The 23,872-nt window shown below is 44.4% G+C and carries 26 protein-coding genes and 1 pseudogene; 21 read left to right on the forward strand and 6 right to left on the reverse strand.

Annotated features, from left to right (window positions below):
* Positions 1-620: 620 nt before the first annotated feature.
* The 3 genes and pseudogenes from CVD23_RS11525 (at position 621) to CVD23_RS11535 (ending at position 3,019) form a co-directional block, all read left to right on the forward strand.
* Positions 621-1,580 (forward strand): MBL fold metallo-hydrolase, encoded by a 960-nt coding sequence (locus CVD23_RS11525; RefSeq protein ID WP_101666100.1) that lies wholly within the window; start codon positions 621-623, stop codon positions 1,578-1,580.
* A gap of 13 nt (positions 1,581-1,593) precedes the next feature.
* Entirely contained in the window at positions 1,594-2,391 is a 798-nt protein-coding gene (locus CVD23_RS11530; protein ID WP_101666101.1) for an SDR family NAD(P)-dependent oxidoreductase, read from the forward strand.
* A gap of 65 nt (positions 2,392-2,456) precedes the next feature.
* Positions 2,457-3,019, forward strand: a pseudogene (locus CVD23_RS11535) (maltose acetyltransferase domain-containing protein).
* A 65-nt stretch (positions 3,020-3,084) separates the two neighbouring features.
* On the opposite strand, the gene CVD23_RS11540 reads toward CVD23_RS11535, so the two are convergent.
* Entirely contained in the window at positions 3,085-3,270 is a 186-nt protein-coding gene (locus tag CVD23_RS11540; protein ID WP_101575715.1) for a YqzH family protein, read from the reverse strand.
* 180 nt (positions 3,271-3,450) lie between these two features.
* Here CVD23_RS11540 and CVD23_RS11545 point away from each other — a divergent pair, with 180 nt between their 5' ends.
* Both CVD23_RS11545 and CVD23_RS11550 read left to right on the forward strand, forming a co-directional pair.
* Entirely contained in the window at positions 3,451-4,710 is a 1,260-nt protein-coding gene (locus CVD23_RS11545) for a Y-family DNA polymerase (protein WP_101666102.1), read from the forward strand.
* A gap of 20 nt (positions 4,711-4,730) precedes the next feature.
* A complete protein-coding gene (locus tag CVD23_RS11550) occupies positions 4,731-5,066 on the forward strand; it encodes a YolD-like family protein (RefSeq protein ID WP_101666103.1) in 336 nt (111 codons plus the stop codon).
* 69 nt (positions 5,067-5,135) lie between these two features.
* Here CVD23_RS11550 and CVD23_RS11555 read toward each other — a convergent pair whose 3' ends face one another.
* Positions 5,136-5,354 (reverse strand): CDGSH iron-sulfur domain-containing protein, encoded by a 219-nt coding sequence (locus CVD23_RS11555; RefSeq protein WP_101575718.1) that lies wholly within the window; start codon positions 5,352-5,354, stop codon positions 5,136-5,138.
* A 126-nt stretch (positions 5,355-5,480) separates the two neighbouring features.
* Between CVD23_RS11555 and CVD23_RS11560 the strand changes: the two genes are divergently transcribed.
* The 3 genes from CVD23_RS11560 (at position 5,481) to CVD23_RS11570 (ending at position 8,561) form a co-directional block, all read left to right on the forward strand.
* On the forward strand, positions 5,481-5,810 hold the full coding sequence (locus CVD23_RS11560; RefSeq protein ID WP_101575719.1) for an iron-sulfur cluster biosynthesis family protein: 330 nt from the start codon (positions 5,481-5,483) through the stop codon (positions 5,808-5,810).
* A 387-nt stretch (positions 5,811-6,197) separates the two neighbouring features.
* Positions 6,198-7,298, forward strand: coding sequence for a glutamate 5-kinase (proB, locus tag CVD23_RS11565; RefSeq protein WP_101666104.1), 1,101 nt, complete (start codon positions 6,198-6,200; stop codon positions 7,296-7,298).
* A 15-nt stretch (positions 7,299-7,313) separates the two neighbouring features.
* Positions 7,314-8,561 carry a glutamate-5-semialdehyde dehydrogenase gene (locus tag CVD23_RS11570; RefSeq protein WP_101666105.1) on the forward strand — a complete coding sequence of 416 codons (1,248 nt, stop codon included), beginning with the start codon at positions 7,314-7,316 and terminating at the stop codon, positions 8,559-8,561.
* A 103-nt stretch (positions 8,562-8,664) separates the two neighbouring features.
* Here CVD23_RS11570 and CVD23_RS11575 read toward each other — a convergent pair whose 3' ends face one another.
* Together CVD23_RS11575 and CVD23_RS11580 are read right to left on the reverse strand one after the other, a co-directional pair.
* The gene (locus CVD23_RS11575; protein WP_101666106.1) at positions 8,665-9,606 is read right to left on the reverse strand and encodes an alpha/beta hydrolase; all 942 of its coding nucleotides are present in this window, start codon (positions 9,604-9,606) and stop codon (positions 8,665-8,667) included.
* A gap of 142 nt (positions 9,607-9,748) precedes the next feature.
* Positions 9,749-10,654, reverse strand: coding sequence for a hydroxymethylglutaryl-CoA lyase (locus CVD23_RS11580; RefSeq protein WP_101666107.1), 906 nt, complete (start codon positions 10,652-10,654; stop codon positions 9,749-9,751).
* 227 nt (positions 10,655-10,881) lie between these two features.
* Between CVD23_RS11580 and CVD23_RS11585 the strand changes: the two genes are divergently transcribed.
* The 4 genes from CVD23_RS11585 to CVD23_RS11600 all read left to right on the forward strand — a co-directional run bounded on the left by CVD23_RS11585 (position 10,882) and on the right by CVD23_RS11600 (position 13,865).
* Positions 10,882-12,069 (forward strand): acetyl-CoA C-acetyltransferase, encoded by a 1,188-nt coding sequence (locus CVD23_RS11585; RefSeq protein ID WP_101666127.1) that lies wholly within the window; start codon positions 10,882-10,884, stop codon positions 12,067-12,069.
* A gap of 46 nt (positions 12,070-12,115) precedes the next feature.
* The gene (locus CVD23_RS11590; RefSeq protein WP_101575724.1) at positions 12,116-12,805 is read left to right on the forward strand and encodes a CoA transferase subunit A; all 690 of its coding nucleotides are present in this window, start codon (positions 12,116-12,118) and stop codon (positions 12,803-12,805) included.
* A gap of 22 nt (positions 12,806-12,827) precedes the next feature.
* Positions 12,828-13,496, forward strand: a complete 669-nt coding sequence (locus CVD23_RS11595) for a CoA transferase subunit B (protein WP_101666108.1) — start codon at positions 12,828-12,830, stop codon at positions 13,494-13,496.
* Between the two features lie 120 nt (positions 13,497-13,616).
* The gene (locus CVD23_RS11600; RefSeq protein WP_101666109.1) at positions 13,617-13,865 is read left to right on the forward strand and encodes a YqkE family protein; all 249 of its coding nucleotides are present in this window, start codon (positions 13,617-13,619) and stop codon (positions 13,863-13,865) included.
* 88 nt (positions 13,866-13,953) lie between these two features.
* Here CVD23_RS11600 and CVD23_RS11605 read toward each other — a convergent pair whose 3' ends face one another.
* Positions 13,954-14,865: an aldo/keto reductase gene (locus tag CVD23_RS11605; RefSeq protein WP_101666110.1), complete on the reverse strand. Its 912-nt coding sequence runs from the start codon at positions 14,863-14,865 to the stop codon at positions 13,954-13,956.
* Positions 14,866-14,962: 97 nt separating this feature from the next.
* Positions 14,963-15,100 (reverse strand): Z-ring formation inhibitor MciZ, encoded by a 138-nt coding sequence (gene mciZ, locus CVD23_RS11610; RefSeq protein WP_101666111.1) that lies wholly within the window; start codon positions 15,098-15,100, stop codon positions 14,963-14,965.
* A gap of 72 nt (positions 15,101-15,172) precedes the next feature.
* Between mciZ and CVD23_RS11615 the strand changes: the two genes are divergently transcribed.
* The 9 genes from CVD23_RS11615 (at position 15,173) to CVD23_RS11655 (ending at position 23,429) form a co-directional block, all read left to right on the forward strand.
* Complete coding sequence (locus CVD23_RS11615) at positions 15,173-15,724, forward strand: NUDIX domain-containing protein (protein ID WP_101666112.1); 552 nt, start codon at positions 15,173-15,175, stop codon at positions 15,722-15,724.
* Entirely contained in the window at positions 15,725-16,888 is a 1,164-nt protein-coding gene (locus CVD23_RS11620) for an endonuclease Q family protein (RefSeq protein WP_101666113.1), read from the forward strand.
* A 301-nt stretch (positions 16,889-17,189) separates the two neighbouring features.
* On the forward strand, positions 17,190-17,849 hold the full coding sequence (spoIIM, locus tag CVD23_RS11625) for a stage II sporulation protein M (RefSeq protein WP_101575731.1): 660 nt from the start codon (positions 17,190-17,192) through the stop codon (positions 17,847-17,849).
* Positions 17,850-17,945: 96 nt separating this feature from the next.
* Positions 17,946-18,416 carry a ferric iron uptake transcriptional regulator gene (gene fur / locus CVD23_RS11630; protein WP_101575732.1) on the forward strand — a complete coding sequence of 157 codons (471 nt, stop codon included), beginning with the start codon at positions 17,946-17,948 and terminating at the stop codon, positions 18,414-18,416.
* A gap of 271 nt (positions 18,417-18,687) precedes the next feature.
* Positions 18,688-18,915 carry a YqzK family protein gene (locus tag CVD23_RS11635; protein WP_101666128.1) on the forward strand — a complete coding sequence of 76 codons (228 nt, stop codon included), beginning with the start codon at positions 18,688-18,690 and terminating at the stop codon, positions 18,913-18,915.
* A gap of 6 nt (positions 18,916-18,921) precedes the next feature.
* Entirely contained in the window at positions 18,922-19,815 is an 894-nt protein-coding gene (xerD, locus tag CVD23_RS11640) for a site-specific tyrosine recombinase XerD (RefSeq protein WP_101575733.1), read from the forward strand.
* Between the two features lie 265 nt (positions 19,816-20,080).
* On the forward strand, positions 20,081-21,265 hold the full coding sequence (deoB, locus tag CVD23_RS11645) for a phosphopentomutase (protein WP_101666114.1): 1,185 nt from the start codon (positions 20,081-20,083) through the stop codon (positions 21,263-21,265).
* Positions 21,266-21,280: 15 nt separating this feature from the next.
* Positions 21,281-22,108, forward strand: a complete 828-nt coding sequence (locus CVD23_RS11650; RefSeq protein WP_101666115.1) for a purine-nucleoside phosphorylase — start codon at positions 21,281-21,283, stop codon at positions 22,106-22,108.
* A 16-nt stretch (positions 22,109-22,124) separates the two neighbouring features.
* On the forward strand, positions 22,125-23,429 hold the full coding sequence (locus CVD23_RS11655; protein ID WP_101575736.1) for a pyrimidine-nucleoside phosphorylase: 1,305 nt from the start codon (positions 22,125-22,127) through the stop codon (positions 23,427-23,429).
* The last annotated feature ends 443 nt before the right edge of the window (positions 23,430-23,872 follow it).

Genomic DNA, 23,872 nt, shown 5'->3' on the forward strand with positions numbered 1-23,872 from the left:
TCACCTTTTTCAACAACGATGATCCGTTCAAAAAAGGTGCAGCTCAATTCCGCTAACGCCGGAATGCGTCTAGGTTTTCCCTAACAGCTCATAAGGTAGGTTTCAATAGTCAAGAGGGCGGTGAAGCCTTTCAGCCGCTGAGCTTCACTCTCTTTCGCCGTTTTCCATTTACTGGCCTTAATCATTGCTCGTTTAAGTAATAAAATTTATAAGTGATTATGCAACGTAACAAGCTTGTTTGTCAAGGGGCATATATCAGATTTGTTAAAATACTTATTTTAAATGGCGTTTGTTTAGGATCGTGATTGCGCATGAAAAAAGCATTGTATCTTTCGTATATTGTTCCCTTCATATTTGTTAATATGAAATTATTGGCGGATTTAGTTCGTGAAAAGCCGGAGCATCTGGAGTATTTGTTTATGGGGGGAAACTTCATTCGTTTTTCGGTTTAGCTTATTACACTGTGAAATTGCTCAGTTAAAAAATTATGCGAAAATAATGACAATTTTCAAAAAGAGCGCTAAACTAGATGTGGCGAACAAACATGTATGCGCTCTTTTTTTATTGCATATATCAAAGACAGATTTTTATGTGAATATCATAACTGAGGAGTTTGAAAGATGATTGAATGGAACAATGGCATTGCCGTGCTTACACTGCCTACCCCTTTTCCGGTAGGGGATGTAAACATTTTTTTAATTAAAGGGGAAAGGTTGACCCTCATTGATGTCGGGCCGAAAACAGAAGCGGCCTGGGAAAGCTTTAAAAGCCAGCTGAAGGAGTTAAAACTGACTCCGCGAGACATTGAACAAGTTATTTTGACCCACCACCATCCCGATCATGTCGGATTGCTCGATTTTTTTCCACCGTCACTCGAGGTATATGGCCACCCGTTGAATGAAAGATGGCTGAACCGTACGGACACTTTTTTTGAGGAGCATAAAGAGTTCTTCCATCGGCTTTTTGTCGAGTTTGCGATTCCGGAGAGATTTTTCCCATACATTGAAGCAATGAAAAAGACGCTGAAATTTTCTTGTAATCGTTCCTTGACTGGTACCATAACAGAAGGGGACACGCCGCCGGGATTGGACGATTGGAAAGTGTTGAACACACCTGGCCATGCCCAAAGCCACATTGCTCTTTGGCGTGAGACAGATGGTGTTGCGATTGGCGGTGATTTGCTGCTGGCAACTATTTCACCAAATCCACTGCTTGAGCCACCGCTGCCCGGTGAAACGGAACGGCCGGCGCCTCAGCTTCAATACAATGCTTCGATCAAAAAATTGCTCAACTACCCGATTCAGTGCATGTACGCCGGACACGGCCCTGAGATTAGGAACGTAGCGGAGCTTGTCGAAAAGAGGCTGGCCAAGCAGCATGAGCGGGCGATGCTGGTGAAAAGCTGGCTGGAGGCTGCGCCGTTGACTGTGTTCGAAATTTGCCAGCGGCTTTTTCCTGCTGTTTATGAGCGGGAATTGACATTAACCATTTCCGAAACGGTCGCCCAGCTTGACTATTTACGGTCATTGGGAGAGATTGATATGATGAAAGACAACAAAGCCTATCTTTACAAGGCATGATGAGGTGAACGATTTGGCGGCAGATTTGCTGACAGGAAAAAATGTTATTATAACCGGTGCTTCCGGTGGGATTGGCGCGGAAATTGCCCGCCTCTGTGCGGAACGCGGCGCAAATCTTGTTTTGATGGCTCGCAGCCTTGATAAGCTGGAAGCATTAAAGACGGAACTCGATGGCCGCTTCGCTATCGATATCTACATATATCAGCTTGATGTGTCGAAAACCGATGAGGTCGAGACCGTTTTTCAAAAGGTCACCGGCCAGCTCGGCCGTGTCGATATTTTAGTAAATAATGCCGGCTTCGGGGTTTTTCGTGAAGCGCATGAGGCAACGATCGACGAGATAAAAGGAATGTTTAATGTCAATGTTGTCGGGCTGATGGCGTGTACGAGCATGGTCCTGCCCGTGATGCGCGCGCAAGCGTCCGGTCATATTATCAACATTGCTTCACAGGCGGGGAAAATAGCGACACCGAAGTCCAGCATATATTCGGCTACGAAGCATGCGGTACTCGGCTATACAAACAGCCTGAGGATGGAAGCGGCTGATTCAAATATCTATGTTACAGCGGTTAATCCAGGACCGATCGCAACCAATTTTTTTAATATTGCTGACCAAAAAGGTACATATGTAAAAAATATTCGGCGTTTCATGCTTGATCCGAAGGACGTCGCAGAGAAAATCGTGAATAGAATGCTGACGCCGACCCGTGAGATTAACCTGCCGCGCTGGATGAATGCCGGCAGTGTTGTTTACGCGTTGTTCCCGAGGCTGTTTGAGCGCCTTGGCAAGAGAGCTTTTAACCAGAAATAGCCGATCGTTTTTCCGGTTCACGACAACTGTCGCGGGAAACTAAAAAGCATAGGTAGGTGGTTTAAATGAGTTCTGAAAAGAAAAAAATGCTGAACGGCGAGCTGTATGTTGCGTCCGATCCTGTGCTTGTGAAAGAACGCGAATACGCCCGAAAGCTTACCCGTCTATACAACGAAACTTTGGAAACAGAGTATGATAAGAGAACGTCGATCTTAAAGGAACTGTTTGGATCTACTGGGGAAAATCTCTTCGTTGAACCATTTTTTCGCTGTGATTACGGCTACAATATTCATGTCGGTGAAAATTTTTATGCCAATTTTGATTGCGTCATATTGGATGTGTGCGAGGTTCGGATCGGCGAAAATTGTTTTATGGCGCCTGGCGTCCATATTTACACGGCAACCCATCCACTCGATCCATACGAGCGCATCGCCGGGACTGAATACGGAAAGCCTGTTACAATGGCAGCAATGTCTGGATTGGCGGACGGGCGGTTATTGCTCCCGGGGTGACTATCGGTGACAACGCTGTTATTGCAGCCGGAGCTGTTGTGGTAAAAGATGTGCCGGAAAACACGGTGGCAGGTGGCAATCCCGCTAAAATAATCAAGGCGATCGATGTAAAATAATCTGGCTGATGCATTGCGCATCGGCTTTTTTTAGTTATCGTTTATGCCGTTTTGGCATGCGAAATTTAACCGGTTAAATACTCATAAACGACATCATTCACAATATCATGCAGATCTACGTCTGCTTCCTCCTGTTTTTGCCCGACAATTTTTTGATATAAATTATCGTAATCTTCTTCACTCAGCGGCAGCTCATGCTGGTATTGCCGCAAGCAATTTTGAATCATTTTAAAAATAAATTTTTTATCCATGTCGTTACACCTCGAATTGATTATAACGCTTTTCCAAAAAAGAATCAGGCTGGCACGAAAGTCGATTTCAAGAAATTCGTCGTAAAATTTCCATTGAATAAGAACGTCTATTCGCTTAATATAATGGGTACAATGAAATGGAACAAACGTTCTGTAATTATAGAAAATGGAGGAGCGTTCATGGTCAATTACAACGAGATGCCGCACAAACAGATTTTATGCATTGACATGAAAAGCTTTTATGCAAGCTGTTCTGCTGTCATGCAAGGCCTTGATCCGCTTAATTGTTATTTGGCGGTCATCAGCCATTTGGAAAACCCCGGCAGTATCGTGCTCGCTGCTTCACCGCGTTTAAAAAAGGAGTTCGGTGTAAAAACCGGTTCGCGGCTGTTTGAAATTCCGAATGATCCGCGCATTATTCTCGTCGAACCACAGATGGCTACATATATGCGCATTTCCACCGAAATTACCCGCGTATTTCACCGCTACGTTCCGAAAGAATCGATTCATACGTACAGTGTCGATGAAAGTTTTATCCAGGTAGATGGAGTGACCAACATCTTTGGCGATGCAACGACAATTGCCAGAAAAATAAGAGATGATATTGAACGCGAATTTCAGCTTACCTGTGCGGTTGGGATTGGACCGAACATGTTGATGGCAAAGCTTTGCCTCGATCTTGAAGCGAAAACAAACGGAATTGCGGAGTGGACGTATGATGACGTACCGGAAAAGCTTTGGACGGTGTCTCCATTAAGCAAAATGTGGGGAATCGGCAGACGGATGCAGAAAAATCTCAATGGGATGGGGATTTTTACGGTCGGGCAACTGGCCCGCTATGATTTGAAAAAGCTTGAAAAAAAGTTTGGGATTATCGGGAATCAGCTTTATTATCATGCCTGGGGAATCGATTTTTCCGATATTGGCGCCCCGATTATGGAAGGGCAGCTTAGCTATGGGAAAAGCCAGATTCTGCTCCGCGATTATAAAGAGGAGGATGAGATTAAAAGTGTGATATTAGAAATGTGCGAGGAGGTTGCAAAACGAGCGCGTGATGAAAAAAAGGCCGGGAGAACGGTCAGTTTCGGTGCCGGCTACAGCGAGGATGAATTTGGCGGCGGCTTTTACCGCTCGAGGACGATGAAGGAGCCGACAAATGTGACGATGCAACTTTACCGGGTCTGCCTTGAGCTTTTCGATGAACATTATGAAGGGAAAACAGTCCGGCAAATTTCGATCTCACTTGGGAATATGGTTGATGACGATCATCTGCAGCTCAGTTTATTTAATGCTGACAAAGGGAAAAAGCGTGATTTGGGCTATGTTGTTGACAGAATTCGCAACCGTTACGGTCCAGTGGCACTGCTTCGGGCTGTTTCCTATACGGCTGGCGGCACATCAAGGCAACGCGCACAGCTTGTCGGCGGTCATAAAGGATAGAGAGACAGGGGGGAGAGACGATGATTCGAGACCGTGGAAAAATAAAATGGACGTCCATGATGCTTCCTGAACACGTCAAGCTGCTGCACGGATGGGCAGAGCAAGATACATTTGAGAAGAAGGGCGAGCCCGATGAACAGCAGCTTGAGCTTATGAATGAAACGATCGCCGAGGCGATGGAATTTCGGAAGACGGTCACGATTACGCATTACCGGGACCACCACCATGAGCTCGTGATTGGAACGATTCATTATTGGGATGAAATGACGCGGAGGCTGCATATAGTTGATCGTTTTGACACATTTCACCGCCTGCAGCTTGCCGATATTGTCGACGTTCAATTTACGGATGATTGAGCCGCAGCCGGCAGTTTGTCAGCGGAAAATAAAAATAGGCGGTTCCCCGACAGAGAGCCGCCCACCACCTTATTCGTTATCATCCAGCACTTTTTCGGCGCGAACGGAGGAGGAAAACTTGCCTTTATGGGAGCCGTCACAGAAAGGCTTATTTTCGGACAGCCCGCAGCGGCATAATGAAAAGGTCGGCTTTGTCGGAAACTTATTTCCTTCCATATCAATCAGCTCAACGTCACCAGTGACCCGAAGAGAGCCGTTGTCCAGCACCTTAATTTGTACTTTTTCCATCATCCCACTCCTTTACCAATCTATCTTTAATAATAACCAGAAAGCGCAGGAAAGCAAGTGCTGGCGAACAAAATAATCAAAGATATGTGCTACAATAGGGGTATTCAGACGAGAGGGGAGCTTATGATGGAAATCACGATAACAGAAGCAGCAGCGAACAAAATTTCTGAGAAGACAGCGAACAGGCCGGGCTATTTGAAGCTGAAGTATGATACAAAAGGAACTGGCTGCGTGATGAACGGTGTCACTGCCCTCTGGCTGGTAAACGAGCTTGATGAAGATGATCAGGAAATCGCAACAAACAACGGCAGCGTTTATGTTGAAAAATCAAAGACCGTTTTTTTGGATGAGCAAATGAAAATCGATTTTTCCGAAGCGTCCAATACTTTTCAATTAAAAAGTCCAGGCCAGATTTTAAATGGAAGAATGAGCTTTTTTGACAAAACAAGAAGCTGAGAAAATAGTAACTGCAGCTTGACAAATTCCCTATTCCTTGTCATAATTCTTAAAAAAATCACTGAACGTTAACGGAAGATTAGTATGCGTGTCTTGAAGTGCCAGAGAGCGAGATTTATAAGCTGGAAGATTTCGCCATGGAAAGCCGCAGAACCTGCCTCCTCAGTCCTCTGCTAAATCAGAGGCGTATCCTTGCGTTAAAAGGCAGAGTGGGACGTGTTTGACATGTCCAATAAAGGTGGTACCACGGGAGCAAGCCCTTTCGTCCTTATAGACAGGATGAATGGGCTTTTTTATGTTGGATTGTCCAGGTGCCCGCTCACTACCAGGATCTGGCGGCCTCTCACTCCCTCATAGCTGAGAATAACGATTTAGGAGAAATTGTAAATGAAAAAGAAACGCGTTGTGGTTAAAATCGGCAGCAGTTCTTTAACAAATGAAAAAGGCGAAATTGATCAACAAAAATTAGTTGATCACATACACGCAGTAGCATCTCTGCGAAAAGACGGACATGAAGTTTTATTAGTGTCATCGGGAGCCGTGGCGGCCGGCTTTGTGAAACTTGGCTATTCATCGAGACCAATCACGTTAAAAGGAAAGCAAGCGGCCGCGGCCGTTGGCCAAAGTCTTCTCATCAAATCGTACATTGAAAAATTTACGGAATTGAATATGATCCCTGCCCAGATTCTTTTGACAAGAAATGACTTTTCTAATCGGGAGCGTTATAAAAACGCTTATGCGACGATCATGGAACTTTTAGAGCGAAGGATTATACCGATTATTAATGAAAATGACACCGTGTCTGTAGAGGAATTAACTTTTGGTGATAATGATATGCTTTCGGCTCTGGTTAGCGGCCTTGTTCATGCTGATCAACTCATCATTTTGACAGATATCAATGGGCTATACGACTCTGATCCAAGAGTGAACCGGTCCGCCAAGAAAATGGATATTATTGACAAAATCACAGACGAAATGTTAGCCGCTGCGCAAGCGTCGGGGTCAAAGGTGGGAACAGGCGGAATGAGGTCTAAGCTGATTGCCGCCAAAACAGCCCTTTCCCTTGGCGTTCCCGTGTTTATTGGAAAGGGAACAGGAACTGAAAAATTGCTCGAAATTCTCGAAGGTCATGGAGATGGGACATATATTTTCAACCGCGCCCTCGGATCGATAAATACCAGACGACAATGGATTGCCTATCACTCAGAAGTCGCGGGAAGAATCTTCATCGATAAAGGGGCGGAGGAAGCAATCTTATTTAACGGTGGGAGCTTATTGCCAGCCGGCGTTTTTGAAGTAAACGGACGATTTCAAAAAGGAGATGTCGTTGAAGTGTTCGGAATAAATGGTTTGTTGGGCAAAGGGGAAGTCACTTGTTCTTCAGAGGATCTCCAACGATTAATCGGAAAACGCAGCGAAGAAAGAAAAAAACAACCATTGAAAACATCCGTGGAGGTCATTCATCGCAACAAATGGGTTAGAGCATAGACTGGAGGGATTACCGTGAACGAGGTACAGAAAAAAGGTCAGGCGGCTAAATTAGCGAGCTATTCATTAGCAGGAATCTCAACGATGGCAAAGAATGAGGCATTGGAGATGATTGCCGGGCAATTATTAAAGGATCAGGCGGAAATTCTCGCAGAGAATCAAAAGGATTTACAGGAAGGCAAACAAAAAGGGATTTCAGAGGCAATCCTTGATCGAATCATGCTCAATGAGAAACGCATTGACGATATGGCTCATGCAATCAGACAGTTGATTTCACTTCACGATCCGATCGGAGAGACGATCGAAACGATACAAAAAGAAAACGGCCTGTTCATTAAAAAAAACCGTGTTCCACTTGGCGTGATCGGCATGATTTATGAAGCCAGACCGAATGTGACCATCGATGCGGCAACACTTTGCTTAAAGACTGGGAATGCGGTCATTTTAAGAGGAAGTTCGTCCGCAAAATTTTCAAATATGGCAATTGTTCAGTCGATCCATCGGGCACTGGAAAAAAGCGCTATTCCGCTTGATGCAGTCCAACTTATCGAAGATACAAGCAGGGAAACAGCGCAAGCACTCTTTCACCTGGATCAATATTTGGATGTATTGATCCCGCGAGGCGGTAAGCATCTAATTGAAACCGTCAAACGGGAGGCGACTGTGCCAATTTTGGAAACCGGCGCCGGCAATTGCCATGTGTTTATTGATGACAGTGCTGAAGAGGACATGGCCGTACGCATCGTTTTAAACGCAAAAACGCAGCGTCCGTCAGTTTGCAATGCCATTGAAACAATACTAATTCATGAACAATGGTTTGATCGTTATGGAGTAAAGTTTCTCGAAGTGCTTCATGAAAATGGAGTTGAAATTTACGGAGATGAAACAATTTGCCGTGCGTTTAAAGCGGCAAACACTGCAACAGAAGAGGATTGGTATACAGAATATCTGGCTTTATCGGTGAGCATTAAGGTTGTGAAACACCTTGATGAAGCAATCGAACATATAAACAAGTATGGATCACTGCACTCGGAAGCGATTATTACCGATAATGAACTGAATGCCTCCATCTTCTTGAACAAGGTCGATGCCGCAGCAGTCTATCATAATGCGTCAACCCGTTTTACAGACGGATTTGAGTTTGGGTATGGTGCAGAAATCGGTATCAGCACCCAAAAGCTCCATGCAAGAGGGCCAATGGGATTAAACGCGCTAACATCAAGCAAATTTTTCATTTATGGATCGGGACAAATTCGGGAATAAGCTAACCCCACAGCAAAACTTGCTTTTTAATAGCATCATATAAATGAGTAAACCAGGTAAATACGTAACCCCGCCGACGACCAGCGGGGTGTGCGCACAGTTATTATAATGAAACAGGCTGGCCTGGTTCAGCCTGCCGGAAATGAACATGGTCTTCAAGAAATTCATCGATGGCTTTTTCATATTCTTCGGCGTTTTCATTGAGTGACTGTGCGTGACGGCCGTTAACAGCTAAAAACAGCTTTTTCGGCCCTTTTTTCTGTTCAAACAAAGCTTCAGTCATGGTCGGCAGGATGAAATCGTCCTTCGCGCTATGAATAAATAAAACCGGCTTTTTAATATTTTCGATTACGGAAATAGGGGAAACATCGCGGATCGAGTATTTGTCCCGGACACGTAAAAACAGGTCCGCTACAGGCAAAAGCAGCTTTGCAGGCAGTTTCATTTCCGCTTTTAACTGGTATGCAAGCTGGTCCTTAAAGTCAGAAAAAGGACAGTCGGCGATATAAAAATCAGCTCCATCCTCGAGCATGCCTGCGTATAGAAGCATGGTTGCCGCCCCCATTGACTCTCCATGGATTCCAAGCTGAAGATCGGGTCCTTTTTCTTTTTTCAGCCAGTTGACGACTGCTTTCAAATCGTATTTTTCATAATGGCCATAGCTTGTTGTCTTGCCGCCTGATTCCCCATGGCGGCGATGATCATAAATCACTGCGTTAAATCCGCGTTTTAAAAAAAGGTTCATGTATTTAATTGAATTGGTTTTATTCTCGGTTACTCCATGGCAAATAATGATATAGCGGTTCGACTGATAAGGTTCCACTAAAACCGTCTTCAAGACATAGCCAAAAGGGGAATCGATCGTTGCTTCCCGTTTCGGCAGTTGCTCGAATTCCAGCTGGTTGAGGCGGCCCGCTTCTTTTTCACGATTTAAAATAAAATCGTCATCCTTCTTTTTCATGTACATAAGCCGGTTCGTAAAATACACTCCAAGAGAAGACAGGAGCACTAAAAAGGATAACAAAAAACGGAACAACCTTCTCAAAAGACTATCCCCTTCACAATTTTTTTCTTCTTTATTTTATCATCAGCCGGAATTTTAAAACATAAAAAACGTCTGTAAGACAAAAAAGACAAAACCGGGTCTCGGCCTTGTCTCCCGTTTGTATATGGTCGGATCCGTTTTTTTAAACCGTTTGTGCATTTAGCCGGTAGTAGGTGCTGTCAATTGGGCGGGATAGGTGGGGACGGACAATATCGATTGCCTTAATTAAATCTGGCAACTGGACTCCTGTGTTAATTCCCATTCGTTCAAGCATGTAGACAACATCTTCGGTTGCGGCATTTCCGGCGGCACCGGGAGCAAACGGGCAGCCGCCCAACCCGCCGGCCGATGTATCAAACCGGTCAACGCCGGCCTGCAATGCGGCATAAATATTGGTGAGCGCCATTTTCCGTGTGTCGTGAAAATGGGCTGTTAAAAGAATGTTCGGCAATTCGTTTTTCAGCGTCGAGAACAGCGAAAATGATTCATGTGGAGCCGCCATTCCAATCGTGTCGGCGACACTGAGCTCATCAACGCCTGCAAGCGCAAATTGCCGGCAGAGATTGACGGTGTCTTCTTCGGCAATTTTTCCTTCGTAAGGGCAATAAAACGCGGTTGAAATGCAAGCGCGTACAAAAAATTCATCCGCTCTGAGCTGCTTGATGATCGGGGTTAATTCGGCCATGCTGTCCGCGGTTGTTTTGTTAATATTTTTTTGGTTGAACGTGTTGCTGACCCCAACAAAAACGGCCACTGCACGGCAGTTCACCATTCGGGCCCGTTCCACCCCCTTCGCATTTGGAGTTAGCACAATATTTCGTTCCCCACCTTCAAGACAGTCCGCTGCAATTTCAGCAGCATCGCTCATTTGCGGTACCCATTTCGGCGAAACAAAAGAGGTAATCTCCATTTCGCTGATGCCTGCCTGTTTTAAAGCAGATATGAAATGTTTTTTTATTTCGGTTGGTACAAATGATTTTTCGTTCTGAAGCCCATCTCTCGGACCAACCTCAATAATCGTTACTTTTTCAGGTGAAAGAATAGCCATGTTTTCCCTCCAACATTTTCTCAGGTGAACACTGTATTGCAAATTCAACTGAGTAAATTTCACAATGTAATAAGCCAAACCGAAAACGAATGAAATTCATTCAACTCAATTGTAATGGGATTATTTTTTAAAAAGCAAGAATTATAGAAATTTTGACAAAATAAAAGGAATTTTTTTATTTCACTCGAAATATAAAAGAGTGAATACCGATGGAAAGGACGATAAAAATGGCAAAAACTGAAGCAGTAATTGTAAGCGCTGTCAGAACTGCGATTGGCAGTTTTAATGGCAGCCTAAAAGATGTGTCAGCTCCAGAGCTTGGTGCGATTGCGATAAAGGGGGCACTTGAGAAAGCAGGTGTCAGCCCGAACCAGGTCGATGAGGTGATTATGGGCAATGTCCTTCAGGCCGGCCTTGGGCAAAATCCGGCAAGGCAGTCGGCCTTAAAAGCAGGTCTTCCTGAGACTGTGTCGGCACTTACAATCAATAAAGTGTGCGGTTCAGGGTTGAAAGCTATCCATCTTGCCGCCCAGGCAATTATCGCAGGTGATGCTGACATTATCGTCGCTGGCGGAATGGAAAATATGAGCCAGGCTCCATATTTGCTAAAGAATGCGCGGGACGGGTTCAAGATGGGTGACCAGAAGCTAGTCGACAGCATGATTTCCGATGGCTTATGGTGCGCCTTCAACGACTACCATATGGGCGTGACCGCTGAAAACCTTTGTGCGCAATTTGGGCTCACGCGCGCTGAGCAGGATCAGTTTGCCGCATGGAGCCAGGAGAAAGCAGCAAAAGCAATTGAGGCTGGAAGGTTTGCAGATGAAATTATCCCGGTTGAAATTCCGCAGCGAAAAGGCGATCCGATTGTTTTCGATACAGATGAATATCCAAAAAAAGGTACGACAGCCGAGAAGCTTGCCGGTCTTCGCCCCGCTTTTAAAAAGGACGGCAGTGTCACGGCAGGCAACGCATCAGGTATTAATGACGGTGCAGCGGTTCTTGTTGTGATGAGCCGCAACAAAGCGGAGGAACTTGGCTTAACGCCGCTTGTTGTCCTAAAGGGAAATGCAAGCGCAGGGGTTGATCCAAGCATCATGGGAATTGGCCCGGTTTCTGCCGTGAAAAAAGCGCTTGAGAAAGCGGCTGTTTCGATGGAAGAGCTTGAACTGATTGAAGCAAATGAAGCTTTTGCCGCCCAGTCACTTGCGGTGGGCAGGGAACTGCACTTTAACAAGGATATTTTAAACGTAAATGGCGGGGCAATTGCACTTGGGCACCCAATTGGGGCAAGTGGAGCAAGAATCCTTGTTACGCTTATTCACGAAATGAAAAGACGGAATGCAAGAAAAGGTCTGGCCACCCTTTGTATTGGTGGAGGACAAGGCGTCGCATCCGTAGTTGAATTAGTATAGCCATCGTACTTTTAACTAAGGTGTTTCAAATGAAAGGAGAGTAACGATGAAAAAAATATCTGAATCCTTTGAGGAAGCTATCGCCGATATTTATGACGGTGCAACATTAATGGTAGGTGGTTTCGGGTTATGCGGAATTCCTGAAAACCTGATCCTTGCCCTTGTTGATAAAGGTGTTAACGATTTAACGGTTATTTCCAATAATTGCGGTGTCGATGATTGGGGCCTTGGGCTGCTTTTGCAAAATAAACAGATTAAGAAAATGATAGGATCCTATGTTGGTGAAAATAAAGAGTTCGAAAGACAAGTATTGTCCGGGGAAATCGAGGTCGAACTGATTCCACAAGGGACACTGGCGGAAAAAATTCGCGCGGGTGGAGCAGGCATCCCCGCTTTTTATACGCCAGCCGGGGTCGGTACGCCGATTGCGGATGGGAAGGAAACGAAGGTTTTTAGTGGAAAAGAATATTTATTGGAAGAATCATTGACGGCGGACTTCAGCCTTGTCCGTGCCGCAAAAGGTGACCGGATCGGAAATCTCGTGTACGAGAAAACGGCCCGGAATTTTAATCCGATGATTGCAGCGGCAGGAAAAGTGACGATTGCAGAAGTCGAAGCATTGGTTGACGTCGGTGAATTGGATCCGAATACGATTCATACACCAAGCGTGTACGTCCAAACATTGATTGAAGGGAAGCAGGAAAAGCGAATCGAGAGACTGACTGTAAAAAAATAGAACCGATGAAGGAGAGGTTTCCATGAGCAAAGATAAAGCGGCTGTTCGCGAAAAGATTGCCAGAAGGGCAGAACAAGAAATTGAAGACGGTTTTTATGTGAACCTTGGGATCGGAATGCCGACTTTGGTAGCCAATTATATTTCAGATCATAAACAGGTCGTCCTTCAATCGGAAAATGGCTTGCTTGGAATCGGTCCTTATCCGGCCGAGAGTGAAGTGGATCCCGACTTAATTAATGCCGGAAAAGAAACGGTAACGGCGATACCGGGAGCCGCCTATTTTGACAGTGCCGAATCCTTTGCGATGATCCGCGGCGGCCATATCAACATTGCGATTCTTGGCGGAATGGAAGTATCCGAAAATGGTGATCTCGCCAACTGGATGATTCCCGGAAAAATGATCAAAGGGATGGGCGGAGCAATGGATCTTGTCCATGGCGCGCAAAAGATCATCGTCATTATGGACCATGCGAACAAAAACGGGGAGGCGAAAATATTGAAGCAGTGCAGTCTGCCGCTCACAGGCAAGGGAGTCGTCGACCGGATCATTACCGATAGAGCTGTTATCGATGTCACCGATTCCGGATTGAAGCTGATCGAAGTTGCAAAAGGGTTTACCATTGAGGATGTCACAAGTAGCACAGAGCCTAAGTTAATCATCGATGATACAGTGATAATGGAAGCATTTTAATATAGGCCACGCCGGCAGCTCTTGCTCCGGCGTTTATTATCGTTGCAGAAAGCCAACTTCTATTTAACTTTCTTTTAAGATGATATAATACAGCTAACATTTTCAGAGCGAGGGATTTGAATGAGAAAGAAATCAGTGAAACAGGCACCAAGACAAAAAGAAGATAAAGCTGTCACATTGGGGGATATGCTTAATCAAGATTTAATGGAAAAGCTAAAAGCAAAACAAAAAGAGTTAAAATCAGAAGAAATAAGAAAGCAGGAAGAAGAAGCGGAACGAAAAAGGGAAGAAAGAAGATTAAAAGAGAAAAATAAATCGTTTGACGAGCTCCTGCAGGAGAGCGATTTAGATTGGAAAAAGTATAAATGACCGCACTGCCGCAAAGACTTTGTAAATTCCCAGTAATGGGTAATATCACCGACTAGAAAAAATGTCCAGCCTTCAAGGCTGGACTTTCTTAATATTGAGAGGCTTTTGTAAGGCTCCGGATTAAAGATATTTCTTCCTCTGTTAGCGGACTGCTGTTGATCGCTTTGACATTTTCCTTGACTTGCTGTACCGAGCTTGCGCCGGCGACGATCGAAGCAACCGCTGGAAAGCTGAGATTATAATGAAAAGCTATTTCAGCAAGAGACCGGTTTTTGGCGAGCTTCTCCTTAAGCGCAGGCAAGACCTGTGTAAGTTCGTGATAGCTGTAATCCAGATAACCGTCTTTTTTAACGGAAGCGGACGCTTTTTCAAGCATCTGGTCACTTAAAAGCCCTTTTGCGAGCGAGCCCCGTGTCACAACGCTGATTTGCTGTTCCGCCAATAATGGCAGTGCTTCTTCTTCCGGCCTGCGGTCAAGCATGCTGAACTGCATCATGACGGAAACAATCTTTGATTTCTCCGCATATTCGCGAATCACAGCCGGACGAATCGAGGAAATCCCATAGAAACGAATGTATCCTTCTTCTGTTAATTCTTCAAAGGCTTCAATCGTTTCATCAATCGGGTCTTCCATCGTACCGCCGTGCAACTGGTATAAGTCAATGTAATCGGTGCCAAGCCGTTTTAAGCTTGCTTTGACCGCTTCTTTTATGTAAGCTTTTGAAGGATCCCAGCTCCACCCGTCTTTCGCTTCATTCCAACGATTGCCGGCTTTCGTGGCAATAATCACTTGTTCGCGAACATTCTTTAAAGAGTTGCCGACAATTTGTTCATTTTTACCAACATCATATAAGTCAGCGGTATCAAAATAGTTAATGCCTTCCTCAAGTGCTGCGTCAATAATGGTTCTGGCTGCTTTTGCATCGGTGCCTAGTGACATACAGCCCAACCCGATTTCGCTTACGAATAAATTCGATTTCCCGAGCTGCCTTTTTTTCAATGTGCTTCACCTCATCACTCTATCTTTTTTTTGAGTATTAATAGTCTTGTTTACTATTGTAACGAAATAATCAGGCGAAGCACAAACAAACTGTCTATCATTTATCTTTTTTGGGACGGCTCGTCACCCATTCTTCGAGCAACGTAAATTGCTTGCCATATTCATGCAACTTCCTTTTTATTTCCCACGCTTTACCGACAAGGACAATTCCTTTTTCATGTACATATACCTTCAACCCTACTCCTCCAATCAAAGTATGTTAAAATGTATGCACAAAAGCTAATGGATTAGAACAGGAGTGGTCAAAGTGGATCGTCTTGAAGAAAAAACGCTGAAAACCGAACAAATATTTTCCGGAAAAGTGATCAGTCTGCAAGTCGACGATGTCGAGCTGCCGAACGGAAAAACATCGAAACGGGAAATTATCAAACATCCCGGAGCCGTTGCGGTGATCGCGATTACCGATGAAAATAAGCTTGTGATGGTTGAACAATATCGCAAAGCGCTCGAAAGAACGATTGTCGAAATCCCGGCTGGAAAGCTGGAAAGAGGAGAAGACCCGGCAGCCTCGGCACGCAGGGAATTGGAAGAAGAAACCGGCTATGAATGCAGAGAGCTCGATTGGCTCATTTCGTTTTATACATCTCCCGGCTTTGCTGACGAGCTCATCCATTTATATATTGCAAGAGGATTGTCGCTAAAAGAAAATCCAGCCGGCCTTGACGAGGACGAGTTTGTCAATCTTGTTGAACTGACACTTGCTGAAGCGGTCGAATACATAAACGACAAGAAAATATATGATGCAAAAACAGTGTATGCTGTTCAGTATTTGCAGCTTCAAGAGGCTTTGAATTCGTAGATGAACAAATATTACGCTGATTTGCACATCCATATCGGCAGAACGAAATCAGGAAAAGCTGTCAAAATTACTGGGGCCAAGGCATTAACATTCAGTAACATCATCAAACATGCCCGGGATGAAAAAGGGCTTAATATGGTCGGCATTATCGATTGCCATTCACCGGAAGTAATCGAGGAGATGGAGACACTTCTTGCTCTCGGACAGCTGACAGAGCACCGTGAGGGCGGTCTCCTCTACGGGGGACTTTCGGTCATCCCCGGCTCCGAATTGGAGATTTATGATCATAACTGCAAAGGGCCGATCCATGTTCTTTGCTTCTTTCCCACTCTGAAAACGATCAAGGAGTTTTCAGGGTGGCTGTCGGGCTATCTGAAAAACATCAACTTAAGCTCGCAAAGAATCTATGCCGACGGAAAAAACCTCCAGGAAAAGGTGAAAAGCCTCGGCGGTTTGTTTATTCCCGCCCATGTGTTTACCCCGTTTAAAAGCTTGTATGGAAAAGGCGTCATTGCGTCGCTGACCGAAGTATTTAACCCGGAGTTAATCGATGGCGTCGAGCTCGGATTAAGCGCAGATTCTCATATGGCCGACAAGCTTGGCGAACTGCATAACTATGCTTTTGTTACTAATTCTGATGCTCATTCGCTCGGAAAAATTGCCAGGGAATATCAAATTATCGAAATGAAGGAAGCTTCCTTTCAGGAACTTGAGAAGGCGTTAAAAGGAAAAGAACAGCGGAGAATTGCTGCGAATTATGGCCTGGATCCGCTGCTTGGCAAGTATCACCAGACCGTTTGCGCAAACTGTTTTGCCCGTTTCGAAGCAGGAGATCAACAATGCCATGTCAGCGGGCATACAAAATTTATTAAAGGCGTTGCCGACCGGATCAGCGAGCTTGCAACGGTAACTGCAGGGCCAAGCCATCGTCCGCCTTATATTCATCAGGTTCCCTTGGAATTCATCCCCGGACTCGGCCCGAAAATATTGGGGAGGCTGCTGGATCATTTCGGAACGGAAATGGCTGTACTTCATGAGGTTCCGTTTGAAGCGTTAAAAGAAGTGGTCCCAGAGAAAACGGCTGCGCTGATTGTGCAAGCACGTAATGGGGAACTGCGTTTCCATGCAGGGGGCGGGGGAAAATACGGCAAAGTATCGGATTAAACGAAAAACCGGCATTTACTAATGTCGGTTTTTTCTTATGGATTTTTGTGTAGATGCATGTATCTCTTAATTACTATGAATCGCCAGTAATGATTCAAGAGTTTTTTATATAAAATCAATAAAACATCCCCAACGCCATCCAGCTAATTTTCGCTCGAATAACGTTGGGGATTCTCTACAAGTTCATGCATTTTTCGATAATCTCTTAATCTCTCAATTTGAACTCCTTTCCCAAAAAACATAGTCATAGATAGAAGAGACAAGCATACAATTTAATAACTGAGTTTTAGGAGGAAGGGCAATGAAGCACCGAACGTACCAGAACAATGTAGCCAATCATTTTCGTGAGCACTCCTCAATCTATTTATTTGTAATCGTCTTATTTTTAATGGGGGTTATTTTTGGAGCGGTGGTCGTTAACAGCCTCAGCTTCACACAAAAAGAAGATTTATACTATTATCTATTTCAATTTTTTGGGCAAATAGCTGACGGCAAGGTAGCTGAAGAGAATGAGATGTTCATCCAGAGCTTTCTCCATAACAGTAAATTTATCGGGCTGATGTGGATACTGGGCATCTCGATCATCGGCCTTCCAATCATACTGATCCTCTTGTTCATCAAAGGGATGGTCGTTGGCTTTACAGTCGGTTTTCTTGTTAACCAAATGGGCTGGGATGGATTCCTGCTCTCATTTGTGTCAATCTTGCCGCAAAATTTGGTTATTATCCCGTTATTCATCGTGACAGCCACCTCAGCCGTTGCTTTCTCATTAAAAATGATCCGCAGGCAATTCTTGAAAAAAATCAGCCAGCCGATTATGCCGATGCTCGGCCGCTATTTGCTGACATTCATAATGGTGATGGTATTTGTCGGAGCAGCAGCAGCAATCGAGGCATTTTTATCCCCGATATTAATGAAGTCAGTCATCCAAACCATTCAATCTATAATAATTATTAAATAATAAAAGTTATCCAGTCTTATTAAGAATAAGTTTAGTTTGAAACTTTTCCTTCATCTGTTATAATGAAATTTGACAGTGCGAGGGAGGAACTACGGTATGGAAAACAGAATCGAGAGGATAAAGAAACAGCTTCATTCCTCAAGCTATAAACTAACACCTCAACGGGAAGCGACCGTACGCGTTTTACTGGAGCATGAAGAGGATCATTTAAGCGCGGAAGATGTATACCTCCTCGTTAAAGAAAAATCTCCGGAAATCGGGCTGGCTACTGTATATCGAACTTTGGAATTGCTGACTGAATTGAAAATTGTTGATAAAATCAATTTTGGCGACGGGGTATCCCGCTACGATTTACGCCAGGAGGGCGCTGCCCATTTCCACCATCACCTTGTCTGCATCGAATGCGGGGCAGTTGATGAAATTCAAGATGATCTCCTTGAGGATGTAGAAGCGATCGTCGAGAGAGACTGGAATTTTAAAATTAAAGATCACCGCCTGACATTTCATGGCATTTGCTATCGTTGCCAGGATAAAGAAGCAAAAGATGATAATAAAGACGATCATTAATGTATGAACCTTTTCTTAAACAGGAAAGGTTTTTTTAATAGTCAATTTCACCAACTTCTCCGTGCATCCAGGTATAAATCTTGTCCAAAATGGCATATCTTTTAGTAACTGAGTAAATTTCACAATGCATTAAGCTAAACCGAAAAACGAATTAAATGGTCTTAATGAACCATGAGGATTCTGTATAAACGAATAATTTTAAATAATTGTTCGTTTTTCAATTAAAGACATGAAATTTATTCAATATATATTTTGGAGGGCGGCAAGAATGATGAGGGCCTGGATTAAGCTTGGATTACAAACATTGAAGGTATTCGTCCTGTTCACAGGATGCACAATTTTCTTCTACTATGGTATCATATGGTTAAATGAAGAGTATGAAAACTACCATCGCTATGATGAACCGGATGGAGCTGCTATTAAAGTTTCCGCTTCTGAAAGCAAAGAAGAGTTTTCATGGCTGGACCGGTTAAAACTGTTTTACTTAAATGGGGAGTAGTGACCTATGGAAGATAGACTGAAAGATTTTATCCATTTTTTAATCGTAGAAAAAGGGTTGGCCAAAAACACGATTATTTCCTATGAGCGCGATTTAAAAAGCTACTTGAAATATTTAGGCAATAGTGAAGCGGTGACAGACCTTAATGTCGTTCAGCGATTACAGATCGTCCACTTTCTCGGCCATTTAAAAGAGCAGGGCAAGTCTTCAAAAACGCTGGCCCGGCATGTTGCGTCAGTCCGGGCTTTTCACCAGTTCCTGCTTCGTGAAAAGGCAGTTGATCAGGATCCAACCGTACATATTGAGTCGCCGCAATTGGAAAGGTCTCTTCCTAAAGTTCTCAGTCTTGCAGAAGTGGAAACACTGTTGGAAGCGCCAAAAACGGATACCCATTATGGGCTGCGTGATAAAGCAATGCTTGAATTGCTTTATGCGACTGGAATTCGCGTCAGCGAGCTGATTGGTTTAAATTTAGGCGATGCTCATTTAACTATGGGGTTCGTCCGCTGCATCGGCAAGGGAAACAAGGAACGGATCATTCCGCTCGGGAGAACGGCTACTGCGGCGCTTGAAGAGTATTTAAACCACGGCAGGACCCGTTTTCTATCAAAAAAACATAGAGATGATTCTCTATTTTTAAACCATCATGGCCGGCGCCTGACTCGCCAGGGCTTTTGGAAAATCCTGAAACGCCTGACAAATGAGACAGGCATTGAAAAAGAATTAACGCCGCATACTCTCAGACACTCATTTGCGACCCATCTACTAGAAAATGGGGCTGATTTGCGGGCCGTTCAGGAAATGCTTGGCCATGCCGATATTTCGACAACGCAAATATATACACATGTGACAAAAACACGCCTCAAGGATGTATACAGCCAATTCCATCCCCGGGCTTGATAGATTCATAGAAATGTCAAAAAACCGCTGAAAAAGGCGGTTTTTTTGGCTGTCTTTTTCAGTTTGCTTTTAGTACAATAAAGATGTCAGACTTCCGACCAATGAAATGGGTTAAGCCATGGCAAAAAGGGTAACATAATTGAAAAAGTCGTTTTGTTGCACGACAGATGCACTTTACAAGAAAATCTGCAAATCTTTTGAAACTTGCTGCTTTTTGGGTAAAGAAAATGTAACCGTCTACAAGCTTTGAAGGAGGAATACAGAAATGAAAGATTTTACATACAAAAGAATATTCCTGATCGTGATGGATTCAGTTGGAATTGGCGAAGCGCCCGATGCCGAAAAGTTTGGCGATAAAGGCTCCGATACACTCGGGCATATTGCCGAAGAAATGGATGGACTTAATATGCCTCATATGGGAAGGCTCGGCCTCAGCAATATAAAGGAAATTAACGGAATTGCCAGAGCGGAAAAGCCATTAGCTTTTTATACAAAAATGAAGGAGGCATCGAACGGAAAAGATACGATGACAGGTCACTGGGAAATCATGGGCCTCAACATTGCCACACCATTTAAAGTTTTCCCTGATGGTTTTCCACCGGAATTAATTTCTGAGCTGGAATCACGCACAGGCAGAAAAGTGATTGGAAACAAGCCGGCAAGCGGTACGGAAATTATTGACGAGCTCGGTGCTGAGCACATGGAAACGGGAGCGTTAATCGTCTATACTTCTGCAGACTCTGTATTGCAAATCGCAGCACATGAGGAGATTATCCCGATCGAGGAACAGTACCAAATCTGTGAGATAGCCCGCGAGCTGACGCTTGATGAGCGGTACATGGTCGGACGTGTGATTGCCCGCCCGTTTCTTGGGGAGCCCGGCAATTTTAAAAGAACAGCCAACCGTCATGATTATGCCTTAAAACCATTCGACAGAACGGTGATGAACGATTTAAAAGACGGCGGATTCGATGTGATCGCAATCGGCAAGATTTCCGATATTTACGATGGCGAAGGGGTAACCAAGTCACTTAGAACCGTGTCAAATATGGATGGGATGGATAAGCTTCTGCAAACATTTGATATTGATTTTACCGGCTTAAGCTTCTTAAATCTTGTTGATTTTGATGCTTTATACGGACATCGCCGTGATCCCCTCGGGTACGGCCAGGCTCTTGAGGAATATGACGCCCTCCTTCCCGAAGTATTTTCGAAAATGAAGGAGGACGACCTGCTGATCATCACAGCTGATCACGGAAATGATCCCGTTCACCCGGGCACCGATCATACGCGTGAATATGTGCCTCTGTTAGCGTATTCAAAACGGTTTTCTGCAGGCAAGGAACTGCCGGTCCGTGAGACGTTCGCTGATATCGGGGCAACGATTGCCGATAATTTTTACGTAGCATTGCCGAAACATGGAAAAAGTTTCTTAAACGAGATCAAATAATCGGAGGAAATGAATATGAACTACGACAAAATCCAAAATGCGGCCGCTTTTTTGAAAAATGCTTATCCAAGAGCGCCGCGGGTTGGTCTCATACTCGGGTCGGGACTTGGAGTTCTCGGTGATGAAATTGAAAATCCGACGAAATTGGCCTACGAAAAAATTCCGGACTTTCCTGTATCAACTGTTGAGGGCCATGCCGGACAACTCGTGTTCGGCACTATCCACGGGGTGGAGGTTGTCGCAATGCAAGGACGATTCCATTATTACGAAGGCTACACCTTGGAACAAGTAACATTCCCGGTTCGCGTCATGAAGGAACTCGGTGTTGAGATTTTAATTGTCACAAACGCGGCCGGCGGTGTAAACACAAGCTTCTCACCGGGTGATTTGATGCTCATCACAGATCATATTAACAATATGGGTGTCAATCCACTTATCGGCACGAACGATTCGCGCCTCGGTGTGCGATTCCTGGATATGAGCGAAGCGTACTCACGGGAACTTCGCCATCTTGCGAAAGAAACTGCCGAAAGGCTCGGTATCAGTGTGAAAGAAGGAATATACACTGGAAATACCGGTCCTACATACGAAACTCCGGCAGAAGTCCGGATGATTAGAACAATTGGCGGCGATGCGGTCGGAATGTCAACTGTTCCTGAAGTCATCGTGGCGCGCCATGGCGGCATGAAAGTCCTTGGTATTTCCTGCATCTCCAACATGGCAGCCGGGATTTTAGATCAGCCGCTGACACACAGTGAAGTAATTGAAACGACTGAAAAAGTGAAAGCCGATTTTCTTTTGTACGTGAAAGAGATTGTCAAACAATTTGCCGAAAAATCCTAAAAAGCGGTGATGAAAAATGAGAATGGTTGACCTAATTGAAAAAAAACGCGACGGATATGAGCTCACGCAGGAAGAAATTCAATTTATTATTCATGGTTACACAGAGGGTGCGATTCCCGATTACCAAATGAGTGCACTGACAATGGCCATCTTTTTTAGGGGGATGAGTGAAAAGGAACGTGCCGATTTAACGATGGCAATGGTTGAGTCCGGAGATCAGATTGACCTTTCAGAGATAGAAGGAATCAAGGTCGATAAGCACTCGACCGGAGGAGTTGGTGATACAACAACGCTTGTGCTCGGTCCCCTCGTTGCTGCAGCAGGAGTGCCGGTTGCGAAAATGTCAGGACGGGGGCTTGGCCACACAGGCGGTACAATTGACAAACTTGAAGCAGTTACCGGTTTCCATGTCGAAATTGATAAAGCCGAATTCATTGAGCTTGTCAACAAAAATAAGGTTGCGGTAATCGGCCAGAGCGGCAATTTAACACCAGCCGATAAAAAACTATATGCATTAAGGGATGTGACCGCAACGGTTAACAGCATTCCGTTAATTGCAAGCTCAATCATGAGCAAGAAAATAGCCGCTGGCGCAGACGCGATCGTCCTTGATGTTAAAACAGGCGCGGGTGCGTTTATGAAAACTCTTGAACAATCCAGAGAGCTTGCTGAAGCAATGGTTGGAATCGGAAACAAAGTCGGCAGAAATACAATGGCCGTTATTTCTGATATGAGTCAGCCACTCGGTTTTGCGATTGGCAATGCCCTCGAAGTAAAAGAAGCGATCGATACGCTGCGCGGAGAAGGACCTGGAGATTTAACCGAGCTTTGTTTAACGCTCGGAAGCCATATGGTCGTCCTTGCCGGAAAAGCAAAGACGCTCTCTGAAGCAAGGTCACTGCTTGAAAAAATCATCCGTGAAGGTGTTGCGCTAGAGAAGATGAAAGTATTTTTGAGCGCACAGGGCGGGGATGCTTCGGTAGTAGACGACCCCGGAAAATTGCCTCAGGCTAAATATACGTTTGAATTAGAGGCAAAAAAAGATGGCTATGTTTCTGAAATTGTCGCAGATGCAGTTGGAACCGCTGCGATGCTGCTAGGTGCAGGCAGGGCAACAAAGGAATCGGAAATTGATCTGGCTGTCGGGCTCATGCTTCGCAAAAAAATTGGCGATGCGGTCAAAAAAGGCGAATCGCTCGTAACCCTTTACAGCAACTTTGAAGATGTAGCGGATGTAAAGGAAAAGCTTTATGAAAATATTCGAATTTCTGCACAAAAAATAGAACCACCAACGCTTATCCACGAGGAAATAACTCAATAGGAAATGATCTTAAGTCCCGCCAGGATGCATATCTGGCGGGATTTATTGTTTTCTCGAAAGGTCGGCCACCTGTTTTATCATCAACTGTGGGTAAGATATCGTCAACTTTCCGGATATATCATCAACCCTGGATAAGATATCGTCAACTTTGCAGATATATCGTTAACTTCGGTATTTTATCGTCAACTTTCCGGTTATATCATCAACCCTGGATAAGATATCGTCAACTTTCCAGATATATCGTCAACTTCGGTATTTTATCGTCAACTTTCCGGTTATATCATCAACCCTGGATAAGATATCGTCAACTTTGCAGATATATCGTCAACTTCGGTATTTTATCGTCAACTTTCCGGTTATATCATCAACCCTGGATAAGATATCGTCAACTTTGCAGATATATCGTTAACTTCGGTATTTTATCGTCAACTTTCCGGTTATAT

It is taken from the genome of Bacillus sp. V33-4 (assembly GCF_002860225.1).
Classification (GTDB): Bacteria; Bacillota; Bacilli; order Bacillales; family Cytobacillaceae; genus Bacillus_BJ; species Bacillus_BJ canaveralius.